The 13,850-nt window shown below is 72.5% G+C and carries 15 protein-coding genes; 7 read left to right on the forward strand and 8 right to left on the reverse strand.

The window, feature by feature from the left end; genetic code table 11:
• Positions 1-4 precede the first annotated feature (4 nt).
• A complete protein-coding gene (locus FB558_RS02970; RefSeq protein WP_142047857.1) occupies positions 5-634 on the forward strand; it encodes a GrpB family protein in 630 nt (209 codons plus the stop codon).
• Here the strand turns inward: FB558_RS02970 and FB558_RS02975 are convergent.
• Entirely contained in the window at positions 597-1,010 is a 414-nt protein-coding gene (locus FB558_RS02975; RefSeq protein WP_142047859.1) for an adenylyltransferase/cytidyltransferase family protein, read from the reverse strand. The two genes, FB558_RS02970 and FB558_RS02975, sit on opposite strands and share 38 nt — an antisense overlap.
• Positions 1,011-1,097: 87 nt before the next feature.
• Between FB558_RS02975 and FB558_RS02980 the strand changes: the two genes are divergently transcribed.
• The gene (locus tag FB558_RS02980) at positions 1,098-1,574 is read left to right on the forward strand and encodes a DUF4870 domain-containing protein (protein WP_246106227.1); all 477 of its coding nucleotides are present in this window, start codon (positions 1,098-1,100) and stop codon (positions 1,572-1,574) included.
• On the opposite strand, the gene FB558_RS02985 is transcribed toward FB558_RS02980, so the two are convergent.
• The gene (locus FB558_RS02985; protein WP_142047861.1) at positions 1,544-2,278 is read right to left on the reverse strand and encodes an HAD family hydrolase; all 735 of its coding nucleotides are present in this window, start codon (positions 2,276-2,278) and stop codon (positions 1,544-1,546) included. The two genes, FB558_RS02980 and FB558_RS02985, sit on opposite strands and share 31 nt — an antisense overlap.
• 147 nt (positions 2,279-2,425) lie before the next feature.
• Here FB558_RS02985 and FB558_RS02990 point away from each other — a divergent pair, with 147 nt between their 5' ends.
• From FB558_RS02990 to FB558_RS03000, 3 genes are all read left to right on the forward strand, one after another.
• A complete protein-coding gene (locus FB558_RS02990; protein WP_211366041.1) occupies positions 2,426-2,851 on the forward strand; it encodes a hypothetical protein in 426 nt (141 codons plus the stop codon).
• A complete protein-coding gene (locus FB558_RS02995) occupies positions 2,848-3,297 on the forward strand; it encodes a MerR family transcriptional regulator (protein ID WP_142047863.1) in 450 nt (149 codons plus the stop codon). The genes FB558_RS02990 and FB558_RS02995 overlap by 4 nt, the downstream gene beginning before the upstream one ends.
• 86 nt (positions 3,298-3,383) lie before the next feature.
• Positions 3,384-4,655, forward strand: a complete 1,272-nt coding sequence (locus tag FB558_RS03000; protein ID WP_142047865.1) for an HNH endonuclease signature motif containing protein — start codon at positions 3,384-3,386, stop codon at positions 4,653-4,655.
• Between the two features lie 36 nt (positions 4,656-4,691).
• Here FB558_RS03000 and FB558_RS03005 read toward each other — a convergent pair whose 3' ends face one another.
• The 4 genes from FB558_RS03005 to FB558_RS03020 form a co-directional block, all read right to left on the reverse strand.
• Entirely contained in the window at positions 4,692-5,282 is a 591-nt protein-coding gene (locus FB558_RS03005) for a hypothetical protein (RefSeq protein WP_142047867.1), read from the reverse strand.
• 103 nt (positions 5,283-5,385) lie between these two features.
• Positions 5,386-7,239, reverse strand: coding sequence for a DUF6777 domain-containing protein (locus tag FB558_RS03010; protein WP_142047869.1), 1,854 nt, complete (start codon positions 7,237-7,239; stop codon positions 5,386-5,388).
• A gap of 96 nt (positions 7,240-7,335) precedes the next feature.
• Positions 7,336-7,608, reverse strand: a complete 273-nt coding sequence (locus FB558_RS03015; protein ID WP_142047871.1) for a DUF4242 domain-containing protein — start codon at positions 7,606-7,608, stop codon at positions 7,336-7,338.
• 138 nt (positions 7,609-7,746) lie between these two features.
• Positions 7,747-10,344: an ATP-binding protein gene (locus tag FB558_RS03020; RefSeq protein WP_170231162.1), complete on the reverse strand. Its 2,598-nt coding sequence runs from the start codon at positions 10,342-10,344 to the stop codon at positions 7,747-7,749.
• 385 nt (positions 10,345-10,729) lie between these two features.
• Here FB558_RS03020 and FB558_RS03025 point away from each other — a divergent pair, with 385 nt between their 5' ends.
• On the forward strand, positions 10,730-11,533 hold the full coding sequence (locus FB558_RS03025; RefSeq protein WP_142047875.1) for a class I SAM-dependent methyltransferase: 804 nt from the start codon (positions 10,730-10,732) through the stop codon (positions 11,531-11,533).
• Positions 11,534-11,562: 29 nt separating this feature from the next.
• On the opposite strand, the gene FB558_RS03030 is transcribed toward FB558_RS03025, so the two are convergent.
• Both FB558_RS03030 and FB558_RS03035 read right to left on the reverse strand, forming a co-directional pair.
• Positions 11,563-11,805 carry a hypothetical protein gene (locus tag FB558_RS03030; protein ID WP_142047877.1) on the reverse strand — a complete coding sequence of 81 codons (243 nt, stop codon included), beginning with the start codon at positions 11,803-11,805 and terminating at the stop codon, positions 11,563-11,565.
• Entirely contained in the window at positions 11,792-12,478 is a 687-nt protein-coding gene (locus FB558_RS03035; protein WP_246106228.1) for a TetR/AcrR family transcriptional regulator C-terminal domain-containing protein, read from the reverse strand. The genes FB558_RS03030 and FB558_RS03035 overlap by 14 nt, the downstream gene beginning before the upstream one ends.
• A 381-nt stretch (positions 12,479-12,859) precedes the next feature.
• Here FB558_RS03035 and FB558_RS03040 point away from each other — a divergent pair, with 381 nt between their 5' ends.
• Complete coding sequence (locus tag FB558_RS03040) at positions 12,860-13,849, forward strand: acyl-CoA desaturase (RefSeq protein WP_142047879.1); 990 nt, start codon at positions 12,860-12,862, stop codon at positions 13,847-13,849.
• Position 13,850: the final 1 nt, after the last annotated feature.

Raw genomic sequence — 13,850 nt, forward strand, 5'->3', positions numbered from 1 at the left:
TGCCGTGCCCGTCGCCGTGATCGTGGACTACGAGCCGGGGTGGCCCGACCAGGCGGCACGGCTGCTCGACGAGGTGGCGGCGGCGCTCCGACCCCTCGCCGACTCCGGTCGCTTCGACTACGCGCACATCGGATCGACGGCGGTGCCGGGCCTCGCCGCCAAAGCCGTCGTCGATCTGCAGGTGCGGATGCCTTCGCTGCCGGCGCTGGGCCACCTGGCGGACCTGGTGGCCCCTACCGGGTTCGTCCCCGCACCAGGGTCCCGGCCCGACTCGCCGGGCGTCCACCGGGACAACCCGCGCCCGGGCGACCCGCCCGACCCCGCCCTGTACGAGAAGCGGCTCTTCCACGACCCCGAACGCGCGGCCATCCTGCACATCCGCCGCGCGGACTCGCCGTTCGCGCAGTTCGTCCTGCTCTTCCGCGACTGGCTGCGCAGCAATCCCGAACACGCGGATCGGTACCAGCAGGTCAAGCGCCGGCTCGCGGCACGGCACGCAGGCGACGGGGACGCCGACGACTACACGCGGTCCAAGACCGCGTTCTTCGACGAGACCGACCAGGAGATGCGCGCCTGGGCGCGCGCCGCCGAGCGTGTCAGCCCAGGTCGGTTCGCCGCCGGATCCGGCCGATGAGATCCGTGGTGGACACCCCGGGGGTGTAGCCCACCAGCCTCAGCTTCCCGGCCGCGGCCACCTCCCCGAACACCTCGTCGACCGCTTCCGCCGAGACGTCGTCACCGTGCACGACCACCGCGATGTCGTGCGCCTCCAGGAAGTCGAGCGTCACCCGGTACGGCGCGGCCGGCACCACCTCGTCGACGTAGCGGCACGACCCGACCACGGCGACCCGCTCGGCGAGCGTCATGACCGGTCGACGTTTGTACGCCTCGACCACCTCGTCGGCCAGCACGCCGACGACCAGGTGGTCGCCGCACGCCCGAGCGGCCCGCAGGAGCGCCACGTGGCCGGGGTGGAAGAGGTCGCCGACCATGTCCACGTAGACCCGCACGGGTGGGTGGCTCCCTCGCTCGTTCCGACCGTCGACGCAGCAGTACCGCCGCGCTGCAGTCTGCACGGAGGTGTCGACGTCACCAACATGGGCCTCGAGCCGACCGAGCCCGGCACCACGAGTCGGGCCCGGTCGTTGACCCTGGACGAAGCCACCGCGGAGGAAGAGGACCCGATGTCGCAACCGCGCCAGTACGGAACGCCGTCCACACCGTCCGGGAGCGGACGCGTCGCCGCGATCCTCGCCCACCTGTCCGCGCCGATCGCGGCGTTGCTGAGCGCCGGAACGCTGAGCCTGCTCGGCCCGCTGCTCGTCTGGCTCGTGAAGAAGGACGACCCGTACCCCCGCCGGGCCGCCGCCGGCGCGTTCAACTTCAACCTGTCCTTCTGGCTGCTCTACCTGCTCAGCTGGCTGCTGATCGCCACCGTCATCGGCGCGATCATCGGCATCCCGCTGATCATCGTGCTGTTCCTGGTGTCCGCGTGGTGCCACATCAAGGGCGCGGTCCGCGCCGCCGACGACCGGCCCTACGACTACCCGTTCCAGATCCGCGTGCTGTCCTGACCGGCACGCCCCAGCTGGGCGAGGGCGCCCGGGAGGTCCCGGGCGTCGGAGATCTCGACGGTCGGGGCCGGCCCCCCGGGGTCGACCCGGTGCCCCGGACGGACGAGTCGCACCGTCGGGATCCCCGCCTCCAACGCCCCACGGACGTCCCGCGCCGATGCGGCCACGTGCACCAGCCCGGGTGCGGCCCGCGCCGCCCGCAGGTAGATCGCCGGCCCCGGCTTGAACGCCCCGAGCCGTTGCGAGGTCAGCACCCACCGCGGATCGACCAGCGGGTAGGCGCGGGTGGTGACGACGAGCTCGTCGTCCACGTTGGACAGGATCCCGACCGAGGCATGCGCCGCGACCGCCGCGACCCCCTCCGCGACGTCGGCCCAGAGCGGCCACCGCGCCACGCTCCGCCACAGGAGGTCGAGATCGGCCTCCGGGCGCCCGCGCAGTCCGAGCTGCTCGTACGCGAGGCGGAGGGCAGCGAGCGACAGCTCCCGGAACGACGTCCGAGCACCGGCGACGGCACGGCGCTGCTGCTCCTTGTTGTGCCGGTCCCAGACGTCGTAGAGCTCCTCCCCCGGCACCGACCAGCCGCGCTCCGCGGCGATCTCGCCGAAGGCGGCAGCGGCACCGCGCCGGGAGTCGGTGAGGGCGCTGAAGAGGTCGAAGGTGACGACCCGAGGAGAGTCGCGACCTGCGGTCCCCTGCTGCACCCCGGCACCGTATCCACGACCCGATCCCGGCACAACGAGCGCCGGACAACCGCTGGTCTGCGTCATCGTGCTCTTGAATCCGATACCCGGGTACGGGTTTAGCGTGGGCGTCGGGCCCCGTGGGCGGGCCGCCAGGAGGTGGTCGCAGTGAGCGGAACGGGTGCGAGCAGGCCCGGCGGGACCAGCGACGCGATGGCCCCGGCGACCGGAGCCGAGCCGGCGCCGGCGGCCTGGGCACCGGTCGACGCGTGCACGTTGCCGACGCCCGAGCGGCCGCTGCGCGAGACCGAGTTCGACGCGCTGTTCGCGAGGTCGCTGCGCGGCGTGGAACGGCGGGCGCCGACCTGGCTGCGGCTGCACCTCGAGGCCGAGGCCGGCGTGGAGGCACGTGCCCGGGACCTGACGGCGCGGGAGTCCTCGTGCTGCACGTTCTTCGGCTTCCGAGTGGCTGCCGTCGCCGACGGCCTCACGCTGGACGTACGGGTGCCCGAGGCGCGCATCGCCGTGCTGGACGGCCTCGCCCGCCGGGCCGCCGCCGCGCGCGTCGCCGCCGACCCGCGAGCGACCACGTGAGCCGGACGCTGCGATCGGGACAGCTGGCCAGGGCGGCCGGGGTGAACGTGCAGACGCTGCGCTACTACGAGCGCCGGGGGCTGCTGCCTGCCCCGCGGCGCACCCTGGGCGGGCACCGCGAGTACGACCCGGAGTCGGTCACGGTGCTGCGCGTCATCCGGGGACTCGCCCGGCTCGGGTTCACCCTGGACGAGATCTCCGAGCTGATCGAGGTCGGCTCGCACCGGGGCCCCCGCCCGGGCCTGCGCGAGGCCGCGACCCGGAAGCGGGCCGAGGTCGAGGCAAAGATCGCCGAGCTGGACCTGGTGCGGGCCACCCTGACCGACGTGATCACCGCCGGGTGCAGCGACCTCGCGGAGTGCTCGTGCACGCCGGGCTGCCCCATCCCGTTCGCCGACCTGGGCGAAGAAGCCGAGCATCTCGCCGGGCGACCACGCAATCAGTAGTTCCACCACCAGCGTTCACAATCGCAAACGCATTCATCACCCGAACGGCCGCCGCCTTCGAACACATGTTCTATTAAACTCGAGACATGCCCGCAGTCGCGACCGCATACGAACACCTCCACGAGGCGTTCGACGAATTGCGGCAGGCCGCGGAATCAGGACTGGCCTCGGATTCCGAGCTGTTGTCGGTGCTCACCCTCAGCGAGGGCCTCTCCCGGCAGTTGGAGCACCTCACAGTCGCCACGACGGCCATCCTGCAACGTCGTGGGACCTTCGCCGAACGCGGCTACCGCGACACCACCGGCGCGTTGACCGACCTACTCGGCTGTGACCGGCACGAAGCCCACCGCCGCGTCCTCGCCGCCGAACAGGCGTGCGAGCAGATCGGCCTCGACGGCACCATGCTCCCCGCCCGGCTGCCGGCCACCGCGAAGGCGTTCGCCGCCGGGCAAGCCGGTCTGCGTCACGTCGAGGTCATCGCCGGCCTGCTGAACACCCCGGCGGCGGGGCGGCTCACCGACGCCCAACGCGGCGGGCTGGAAGAACAACTCGCCGCCCTGGCCGGCGAGTACCGGCCCACGCAACTGCGCAACCTCGGTGCCCAGCTGATCGAAGCCCTCGACGACGACGGCCCCGAACCCGACGACACCCCACCCGCCCCGGTCAACGCACTGCACCTGCGTCGTCACCGCGACGGATCCGGCGGGAAGATCACCGGCCGGTTCGAGGACGCAGCCATGTTCGACGCGATCGCCACCGTCATCGACGCCAACTCCACACCCCTCGGCCGCGACGACCAGCGCCCCACCGCACAACGCCAGGCCGAAGCGTTGGCCGATGCCTGCGGGTACGTCCTCGCCCACGGCGAGGCCGACACCCTGCCCGACACCGGCGGCCGCCGGCCGCAGCTCAACGTCATCATCCGACTGGAGGACCTGGAGCAGCGGGCACGGTCGGCGATGCTGGACTTCGGCGGCACCCTCACCCCCGAGTCACTGCGCATGCTCGCCTGCGACGCCGCCGTCGTCCCGATCGTCATGAACGGCGGCGGACAACCCCTCGATGTGGGCCGCTCCACCCGGGTCATCCCCGACGGACTACGCCGCGCGGTCACCGCCCGCGACCGCGGATGCGCCCACCCCGGCTGCGATCGTCCGCCGGCCTGGTGCGAAATCCACCACATCCTCGAATGGGAACACGACGGCCACACCGTGCTGTGCAACCTGGTGATGTTGTGCAAGGCGCACCACCGCCTGATCCACCATTCCGGATGGACGGTCCAGATGCGGGACGGGAGACCGGAGTTCATCCCCCCGAAGTGGATCGATCCGCAGCAACGACCCCGGCGGAATCCCTGAGGCGGCCTTCTCGATTCGGCCACCTGGAAGCGTAGCTCAGGTCCTCCCTTCCACGACCGGGGCCGTGCTGTCGCGTACCGCGGGGGCCGTCTCGGTCAGCACGGCAACGGCGATCAGAACCCAGAGGACCTCCCAGCCCGTCAGCACCCACAGGGAGGCGACGGCGGGCGGTCCGCCCGAGGCCGCGATGACCGGGGTCATGACGACGAAGACGTAGGCTCCCAGCACGAGGGGGACGTACCTGCGCCAGCTGCTCCAGAGACCGGTGCGGATCACCGCGATGCCGGCCAGGACCAGGCCGAGCCCGACGAGGACCGGCGCGATGGTGAACAGGGTGTTGCTGAGCGCGGGGCTGCCCTCGGTGCCGACCTCGGCCACGGCCAGCAGCAGCGCGCCGAGACCGGCCGCGGCGAGACCGATCCGTGCGAGCAGTTCCCCGCCGGCGGCGCCGCACAGGGCCAGCGCCACGACGGCGGCGAGCTCGCCGAGGTGGATGATGCCGCGGGGCAGGTGGGCCCAGCCCGGGTCCGGGAGGCCTGCCAGCAGGGCAAGGGTGTAGACCACCGCGAGACCGGTGATCACCACGGCGATCGTGGCCGCGGTTCGGCTCTGACGGAGACGGTTCATGGGTGCGCTCCCGAGATGAGTGGTGGAAGGGACGGAGCCGGGCTCCGGTCCGTGCCGTGAACTGGAGCCCGGGCTCTGGTTGGGCCGGTGATTCCGGTCGGGTTCAGCCGCCTTCCCCTGGCTGGCCGTCGGTGTCCGGCTGCTCGGTGTTCTCGTCCTGTGGTGACGGGCCCTCGGGCGGCTGCTGGTCGCTGCCGTCGGCGCCTTGTGGCGATTGCCCCGCGCCGGGCGCGGGTTGCTCGGGCTCGGCCTCGATGGCCCCGTTGTCGGGAGCGGGTTCCTCGGGCTCGGCCTCGGTGGCCGGTTCGGGCGGGTTCTCGCAGCCGGGCTGCTCCGGGCGGGCGGCGTCGGGGCAGGCCGACGGCTGCTCGAGCGGCACGCCGTTGTCCGGGCCGAGCTGCTGCTCGGGCTCGCCGGGCCGGGCTCCCCCACCGGGCTCGGCCTCCGCGGGCGGCATCGGCGGGTCGACGGGCTTGTCGCCGTCCTGCGGCGTCTCACCCTGCGGGTTCGCTCCGACCTCGCCGGCCTTGTCGCCGTTGCCGACCTCGTTGCCGTCGCGCGGCTTGGGCTTCTTCACCGGCCCCTGCTCGGCGGCCTCCTCGGACTTCTTGGCCACCTCCTCGGCGTGCGCCGCACCCCCCTCGGCGCTCGTCGCCGCAGACCCGGCGTACTTCGCCTGGTCGGCCTTCTCCCGTGCGGTCGCTTCGGCGGCCTCGAAGTCCTTCTTCGCCTGAGCCGTCTCGGCAGCAACCTTGCTATAGGCGTCTGTGAGCTGGTTGTAGGTTCGCTTCGCCTGCTCCCGCGCAGTCAGGTTTTCGGGCGTCGGGTACTTTTCGTAAGCCTTGATCGCCTCGTACACGGCCAGCTCGGCCGGGAGGAGAGCATTCGCGAGCGCCTCGTGCATTTTCTCCTTGGCATCGAAGGCGCCCTTCGCCTTCTCCATCTCCAGCTGGGCCTGGCCGGCCTCCTGGTTCAGCCGGTCGGCCTTCGCGCGGGCTTCGGTCGCGCCCTTGCGGGCCTGCTCCGCCAGCTGCCGCGCGTCCGCCGCCGCCTTGTCGAGCTTCTCCTGCTCCTTGATCTCTGCCGGTGTCGGACCGGTGGGCTTGCCGCCGTTGCACTTGTCCGAGTCCGGGTGCCGCGTGCAGTAGCCGCCTTCCTCACCGGGCCAGTGCTTGCCGGGGCGGTGGCCCGACCCGCCGTTCTTGACGTTCACCACGGTGTAGTTCTGGACGACCGTGGACGCGGGCCGGACATAGGTGACCGTGGCCGGCTGGAAGTGCCCCCAGGCGGGGCCGGCGTGGCCGGCCTGCGGGTACGACTGGGCCTCGCTCAGCGGGTTGCCGCTGAAGCACTTGACCCTGGGTTCGCCGTAGCCGTTGACGAACACCGAGGTGCCGGCCTGCAGCACGGCCGGGTAGGCGAAGAAGGTGCCGTCCTCGTACCCGTAGCTGGTCACCGCGGTGTCCGAGCGCAGCACGACCGGGTTCAGGCTGTGGACGTAGCCGGGGATGTCCGCGGTGGCGATCCCGACGGCCTCCGCCCACGCGGCTGCCTTCGTCGGGTCGGTCTGCAGGTTGGCCAGCAGCGACGGGCTGTCACAGCTGGGTTCGTCGCCGGTCTCGCCGTAGAGCCCCTGGGTGTCGCCGGTGAACTCGCCGCCGGTGCCCGCCGGTGGGGTGATCCCGGCCTGGTCGGCGCCGACCGGCGTCATGAACGGGCTGGTTCCCGCCGTGGAGACGGGCTCGAGCTGCACCTGGGCGGCCACCGGCCGCACCTGTCCCGTGCCGGGCGCCTGAACGGCCCAGTACACCCCACCGGCGAGCGCCAACGCGATCGCGCCCGCCGCCGCGAGTGCGATCTTCGGGTACCCGGGTCGTCGATGTTCGGACGTGCTGCTCCCGGGCCGGGACGGCGGGTTCGCCCCCTGGTTGCGGTCCGGTCCTCGGACGTGGTTCATCCGGTTCTCCTCAGGTGGACAGGTCGGCCATGTGCACAGGGGTCTCGAACCCGAGCTCGTGGAGCTCCCGGTGGCCGGCGACGGCCCGGCGCTGGTTCATGGCGCTGACGGATATGCGTGCGGCTCGAGGACGGTGACCCGGTGGATCACCGTGATCGGCAGGCCGGCCCGGCGGGCGGCCTTGCGGATCGCCTCGGGGGTCGGCGCCTCGTAGAGGCAGAAGAGGCACGTGCTTCCCGAGTCCACGTAGCTGTACAGCCAGGCCACGCCGAGCTCGGTGTTGGTCAGGACGATCTGCGACACCGGGTGCTCGACGAGGAAGGCGCCGAGGCCCTCCGGAAGCACGCGTTCGATCAAGTACCGAGGCACCGCACCCTCCCGGTCCCGCTGATGTCGAGCGGAGACACTAGAAGTCGGTCGGTGTCGGACTCATCGGGCGGGACACCCCAGATTCACCGGGCTCGCACCCCAAGTACGCCGCGTGCCCGGCCGGTGACGGAGCAGAGCTCAGCGATCGTTCCCGCCGAACACGGCGCGCACGGCGTCCGCGCGGCTGTGCACGCCGAGCACGGTGAGCGCGGCGCCGACGTGGTGATCGACGGTCTTCGGGGACAGGTGGAGGCGCGCGGCGATCTGCGGCCCGGTCAGCCCCTCGGCCACCAGACGGAGGATCTCGAGCTGCCGGGTGGTCAGCCCGTGCGGGTTGCCCCGGGTCGCCGCCCGGGGCCCCCGGGCTCCCGAGCGCACTCCCCTTGCCCGCAGCCGCGCCGCCGCGATGCGCTCGGCGGCATGCGCGCCGAACGCGGCGAACGTCTGCCGCGCCTGCAGGAGCGCGGGCACGTCACCGGTGAGCCGGGCGAGCGCCGCGTCGTACGGGCAGCCACGCTCCTCCCACCGCTGGGCAGCCGACCGCCACTCCCCGGCCAGTTCCAGGGCGACCGGTCCCGCGGCGCGGACGGCAGGGACGTCGCCGCCGGACAAGAAGACCCAGCGGGCGAGCTCGCCGGTGAGCCAGGGATCGGTGTGGCCGGTGGCGGCGCCGAGCCCCTGGTGTGCCTCGGCCGATGCCCGCTCGTCGTCGCCCTCCAGCCACGCCGCCTCGGCCCGGAACGCCCTGGCCAGCAGGGTCATGTTCGGCTCGGGAACGGCGAGCGCCTCGGCCAGCGGTTCGCACGCCTCCGGATCGCCTCGACGGGCGCGGATCAGGCCGAGCACCGCGAGCGGCAACACCCGCGCGACGGGCGGTGGGCCGGGGTGATCGAGAACTGCCGCGGCGGTGGCGGCCGCCTCGTCCCACCGGCCGTCCTGCAGGAGGCGGTAGCTGTGCTGCGCACGGTTCACCGCACCGAAGCTCAGCAGGTCCCGATCCGTCGACAACCGCTCCAGCAGGTCGTACGCCGCGTCGGCACGGCCGTGGTCACGGTGCCATGCCGAGCACATCCCCATCAGCATCGTCATGAACGCCGCGGCGTCGACGAACCCAGCGTGCAGCGCGCCGTCCCGAGCCGCCTCGGCCTCCGTCCACGCGGCCTCGGGATCCCCGTCCTCGGCGCAGACGAACCGGGTCAGGGCGAGGTGGAACCGCGCCTCCCAGACGGTCTCCGGATCCTCGAGCTCGCGGCCGAGAGCGATGGTGCGTTCCGCGTAGCGCCGCGCGTTCGCGACACCGCTCTGGCTGAGCGTGCCGAGCCGGCACATGTTGACGTACGCCTCCGCCAGCTCGCGGGACGGCGGCAGATCGTCGAGAGCCCGGACCGCGCCGTCCCCGATCTCCACGGCCTCGGCGCACCGGCCCAACGGCCACAACACGTACGACAGCCAGCGCAGGTCGTCTCCCTCCCGCAGCCGATCCCCCGCCGCATGGCGCAGCTCCGCGGCGGAGCGCAGCGCGGTAGCCGCGTCGGTGAGCTCGTTGGCCACGGCCGCGACCTGGCCGAACTGCTCCACCAGGGAGTGACGCTGCCCGGGCGGCAGCCCTGAGCAGACCGCCACGGCGCGACGCAGGTGGGCGGCCGCCTCGCGATAGGCGCCCACAGCAGCCGCCATGCGCGCCGCGGCGGGTGCGTGCACGAGTACCGCCCCTACGTCCCCGGCGGCCGCCGCGTGGTGGGCCAGCACGGCGCTGTCCTCTCCGCCTACCGGGTCGGTCCGGAGCAGCTCGAGGACCTGAGCGTGCAGGCTCGCCCGACGCGCATGCGGGATCGTGTCCAGCATCGCCCTGCGAGCCAGCTCGTGCCGGAAGCCGAGCCCGCCCGCCGACGCTCGCAGCAGGCCGGCGCTCAGCAGGTCGTCGGCCGCCGTCAACGCCTGGCCGCTGAGGCGGACGACGAGGGGCACCGGGGCCGGCGAACCGAGAATCGCCACGGCCTCGGCGACGTCCCGCGCGGCGGTGGAGACCCGGCTCAGCCGGGCCGCCACGGCGTCGGCGACGCTCTCCGGAATCCCCGCTCCGCCGGCGGCCAGCACCTCGGTCACGTAGAAGGGGTTGCCCCCGGTCACCTGGTACAGCTGATCGACGTCCAGCCCTCTGCCCGCCGCGAGCCGGGCCACGGCGGGCAGGCTCAACAGCTCGATCGCCTCGCGATACACGCCCGGCACGCCCGCCAGATGTCCGAACAGCACGCGGAGCGGGCGGTTCGGGGCGATCTCGTCGTCGCGATAGGAGGCGACGACGAGGACGCGGCACCGGCTCAGCCGCCTGGCCAGCAGGCAGAGCAGGTCGAGGGATGCCTCGTCCGCCCAGTGCAGGTCCTCCAGCACCACGACGGTGCTGGTGCGGGCTTCGAACTCCGTCCTCAACAGCCGGAGGACGTGCGACAGACCGCCCGGTGAGCCCGACGCGCGGGCCATCTCGCGTTCGACGTCCCCGCCGAGGCCGGGCGCGACGTCCAGCCACGGCCCCAACGGTCTCGGCGTGCTCAACGGGTCGCACCACCCGGTCAGGACCTCGGCCGTGGTGCGCGCCGTCAGCGCGAACCGGTCGAGCACCGCGGTCTTCCCGACGCCGGCCTCGCCGTGCAGGAACACCAGCCGTCCCGTGCCGCGATCGGCCCGCGCCAGGTGGTCGGCGAGCGCGCCGAGCACGCCCTCCCGTTCGAGGAGCACCTGTTCCCCAGGATCTGCCGAGGTCACGTCGACCGCCCCGGAGGGGGCGCACCACGTCCGCGCGACCGTGCACGCCGGGTGCGAGACCTGCACAGCAGCACCCGCCGCCCGGACCCGGCCGCGGCACCGTCCAGGTGCTCGGCCACCACCCCCGGCAGCGCGTCCCGCTCCATGAGCGCCACGGGACGAGTATCGGGCCGTTCACCCGCGCCGACCAGCCCCGATGCGCCCGTTGACCGATCGGCCGCGCGCATTCCGGCCGCGTCCACTGGGCCGGTCGCCAGACGGCGGCGGAGGTGCCACGCTCGCGGATCGGACCGCGCACCCGCCGGGCTCCTTGCGCGGCGAGCACGGCGCCCGCAGATCTCGTGAGGACGGGGACGACATGAGCGTCAACGAAGCGTGGAACGCCGCCGCGGCGTACGAGCGCTACATCGGCCGGTGGAGCCGCCGGATCGCCGAGCCCTTCGTGAGTTCGCTGGACGCGCCGGCCGGTCTGCATTGGCTCGACGTCGGCTGCGGCACCGGTGCGCTCACGACTGCGGTTCTGCGGGCGACGCAGCCGACCGAAGTCCGGGGGATCGACCCGTCCGAGAACTTCGTGAGGCACGCACGTGATCGCCTGACCGGCACGGGAGCGCAGTTCGCGACGGGCGACGCCCGCGCGCTGCCCGTCCCCGATGCCCGGTTCGACGCCGTGGTGAGCGGGCTGGTGCTCAACTTCGTCCCCGAGCCCGAGAGCGCCGCCGCCGAGATGGCCAGGGTCGCGACCCCGGAGGGTGTGGTCGCCGCCTACGTCTGGGACTACGCCGACGGCATGGTGATGATCCGCCACTTCTGGGATGCGGCCACCGCCCTCGATCCCGGCGTCGCCGACCGGGCGGAGGGCCGGCGGTTCCCGCTGTGCCGACCGGATCCGCTGCGCGCGCTCTGGACCGGCGCCGGCCTCACCGATGTCACCGTGGAGGCGATCGAGGTGGTCACCGTGTTCCGTGACTTCGACGATCTCTGGACACCCTTCCTCGGCGGGCAGGGGCCCGCTCCCGGGTACGTCACGACGCTTGACGACGATCACCGGTCCGCCCTGCGCGACCTGTTGCGCGAACGTCTGCCAGTTGCGCCGGACGGGTCGATCACCCTGTCCGCGCGGGCGTGGAGTGTGCGCGGGTACCGCCCCGAGAACGGGTAACTGCTCGCTGTAGAGGCGCCGCCCCGTTCTCAGCGACGCCGCTCGCGTTCCTCGCGGTAGACGAACTCGACGAACTCAGCCGCATGGCTGCAGGGCGAGCCGTCCCAGCCCACCCGGCTGGGATCGATGCCGTCCACGCGCTGGATCCCGTTCCGGTCCTCGACCACCACCCACGCCGCCACGGGGTTGTAGGTCGTCGCGCCTCCTTCTCGGTACACCGCGTAGTAGCCCGCGGCTGGAACGATGTGCGTGATCTTGTCACTTGGTCGCATCTCGGGCTCTCCCTTCACATGCCTGCACGTCGGAGCGTCCTCGCGGACGCAGGCCGGCGAGGACGATGTCCAGACCCTCGTCGAGTTCTCGTTCGCCGTCGTATGCGGCGAGTTCGCCGGCCAGCGCGCGCAGCCGCGGGAACTCGCGGACCGGCAGCCGGTAGAGGCCCAGCCGCAGCAGGTCGTCGCTCTCGTCCGGATCCTGCACGCGTTCCTGCAGCTCGTTGAGCACGTGCCCGTAGAGGAACCCCATGTAGAGCCGGTAGGCGTGCAGCGCGCCACGCCCGTCGAAGCCGGCTCCGATGAGCAGGTCCAGCAGGGCCTCGAGCGGGCGCAGCGTGCCGAGCGGGCGCATGGCCAGCGGGGTGGCCAGCGGGCGGGTCACCAGCAGCGGCACGACGTGCGGGTGGGCGAGGGCGAGCGCCCGGAAGGCGTGCGCGGTGCGCCGCAGCGCGTTCTCCCAGTCATCACCCTCGGGCACGGCCGGGACCGTCAGCTCGGACAGCACGAGATCGACCACGCCGTCGAGCAGTGCCTCCTTGCTGGACGCGTGCCGGTAGAGCCGCATCGGGTCACGGCCGAGCGCCTTGCCGAGCCGGCGCATGGACAGCGCCTCGACCCCGTCGGCGTCGATCAGCGCCAGCGCCGTGGTGAGCATCTCGGCGCGGGACAACCCGGAACGTCGCCCGACCGCCGATCGAGCAGCCCCTGCGCCGCCGTTCCGTGTGGCGTCACCGTCCACCCTGCCCACCTCCGTGCTCGTCACCGTGTGCTGCCCCACCTCCGGTTGAAGTACGAACCGCTACACCGTAGTGTCTACATCATAGCGCTATGTCGTAGTCGGCGGATGTAGTGCTACAGGTGACCGATTCCGGGTATCCCTGTACCGACCGACCCTCGCGGTGGACGACGAGGGCCACCGGGCCGCGGAGGCGAAGCAGGCTTTCGAGACGCCCGCGGCGTCGTCCGGACGCAACCTTCACGATCACGGCACCGAATCGACCGGCCACAGCACGACTCCGCCCGTTCCGACATACCGAGGAGAACTCAGACCATGACGACAGTGACCGCCCCGGCCGCACGCGGCGGCCCGCCACCCAGCCGTGACCTCCAGAGCGGCCGCGCCAAGCCCGTCCTCGACGGCAGGCGCCCACCGGGCGAGAGCGCGCTGGTCTACGCCTTCACGCTGCTCCCGATGCTCGCGCTGGTCGCGGCGATACCCCTGGCCTGGGGATGGGGGCTGAGCTGGCTCGACATCGGGCTCGCCGCGGGCTTCTACCTGCTCTCCGGGTTCGGCGTCACCGTCGGGTTCCACCGCTACTTCACCCACCGCGCCTTCAAGGCCAACCGGGTCCTGCGCAACGGGCTCGCGATCGCCGGTAGCACTGCGCTGCAGGGTGATGTCATCACCTGGGTCGCCGACCACCGCCGCCACCACGCGTTCTCCGACAAGGAGGGCGACCCGCACTCCCCGTGGCTGTTCGGCACCACCCCTGCCGCACTCGCCAAGGGCTTCTTCCACGCCCACCTCGGCTGGCTCTTCGGCCGCGACCGCACCAACGCCGCCCGGTTCACCCCCGACCTGCTCGCCGACCGCGACATCGCCCGGATCAGCCGGCTGTTCCCGTTGTGGACCGTGCTCAGCCTGCTCACGCCCGCCCTGCTCGGCGGCCTGATCACCATGTCATTCTGGGGCGCCCTCACGGCATTCTTCTGGGCCGGGCTGGTCCGCGTGGCCGTGCTGCACCACGTCACCTGGTCGATCAACTCGATCTGCCACATGATCGGCGACCGCCCGTTCACCGCGCAGGGCAAGGCCACCAACTTCTGGCCGCTGGCAGTCCTGTCCATGGGCGAGTCCTGGCACAACCTGCATCATGCCGACCCCACCTGCGCCCGCCACGGCGTGCAGCCCGGACAGGTCGACATGTCCGCCCGCGTCATCTGGGCCTTCGAGAAGCTGGGCTGGGCGCGCGACGTGCGCTGGCCCACCACCTCACGCATCGCCAAGCTCAGCGCCGACCCGGCCGCGCCGAGCACCTGAC

Origin of the sequence: Pseudonocardia kunmingensis (assembly GCF_006716445.1) — a bacterium.
GTDB lineage: Bacteria > Actinomycetota > Actinomycetes > Mycobacteriales > Pseudonocardiaceae > Pseudonocardia > Pseudonocardia kunmingensis.

Excerpts from the sequence above, each read along its gene's own strand:
- FB558_RS02980 (WP_246106227.1), top strand. The coding sequence starts at position 1,098 with ATGGGCCTCGAGCCGACCGAGCCCGGCACCACGAGTCGGGCCCGGTCG.
- FB558_RS03000 (WP_142047865.1), top strand. The coding sequence starts at position 3,384 with ATGCCCGCAGTCGCGACCGCATACGAACACCTCCACGAGGCGTTCGAC.
- FB558_RS03005 (WP_142047867.1), bottom strand. The coding sequence starts at position 5,282 with ATGAACCGTCTCCGTCAGAGCCGAACCGCGGCCACGATCGCCGTGGTG.
- FB558_RS03010 (WP_142047869.1), bottom strand. The coding sequence starts at position 7,239 with ATGAACCACGTCCGAGGACCGGACCGCAACCAGGGGGCGAACCCGCCG.
- FB558_RS03025 (WP_142047875.1), top strand. The coding sequence starts at position 10,730 with ATGAGCGTCAACGAAGCGTGGAACGCCGCCGCGGCGTACGAGCGCTAC.
- FB558_RS03030 (WP_142047877.1), bottom strand. The coding sequence starts at position 11,805 with ATGCGACCAAGTGACAAGATCACGCACATCGTTCCAGCCGCGGGCTAC.
- FB558_RS03040 (WP_142047879.1), top strand. The coding sequence starts at position 12,860 with ATGACGACAGTGACCGCCCCGGCCGCACGCGGCGGCCCGCCACCCAGC.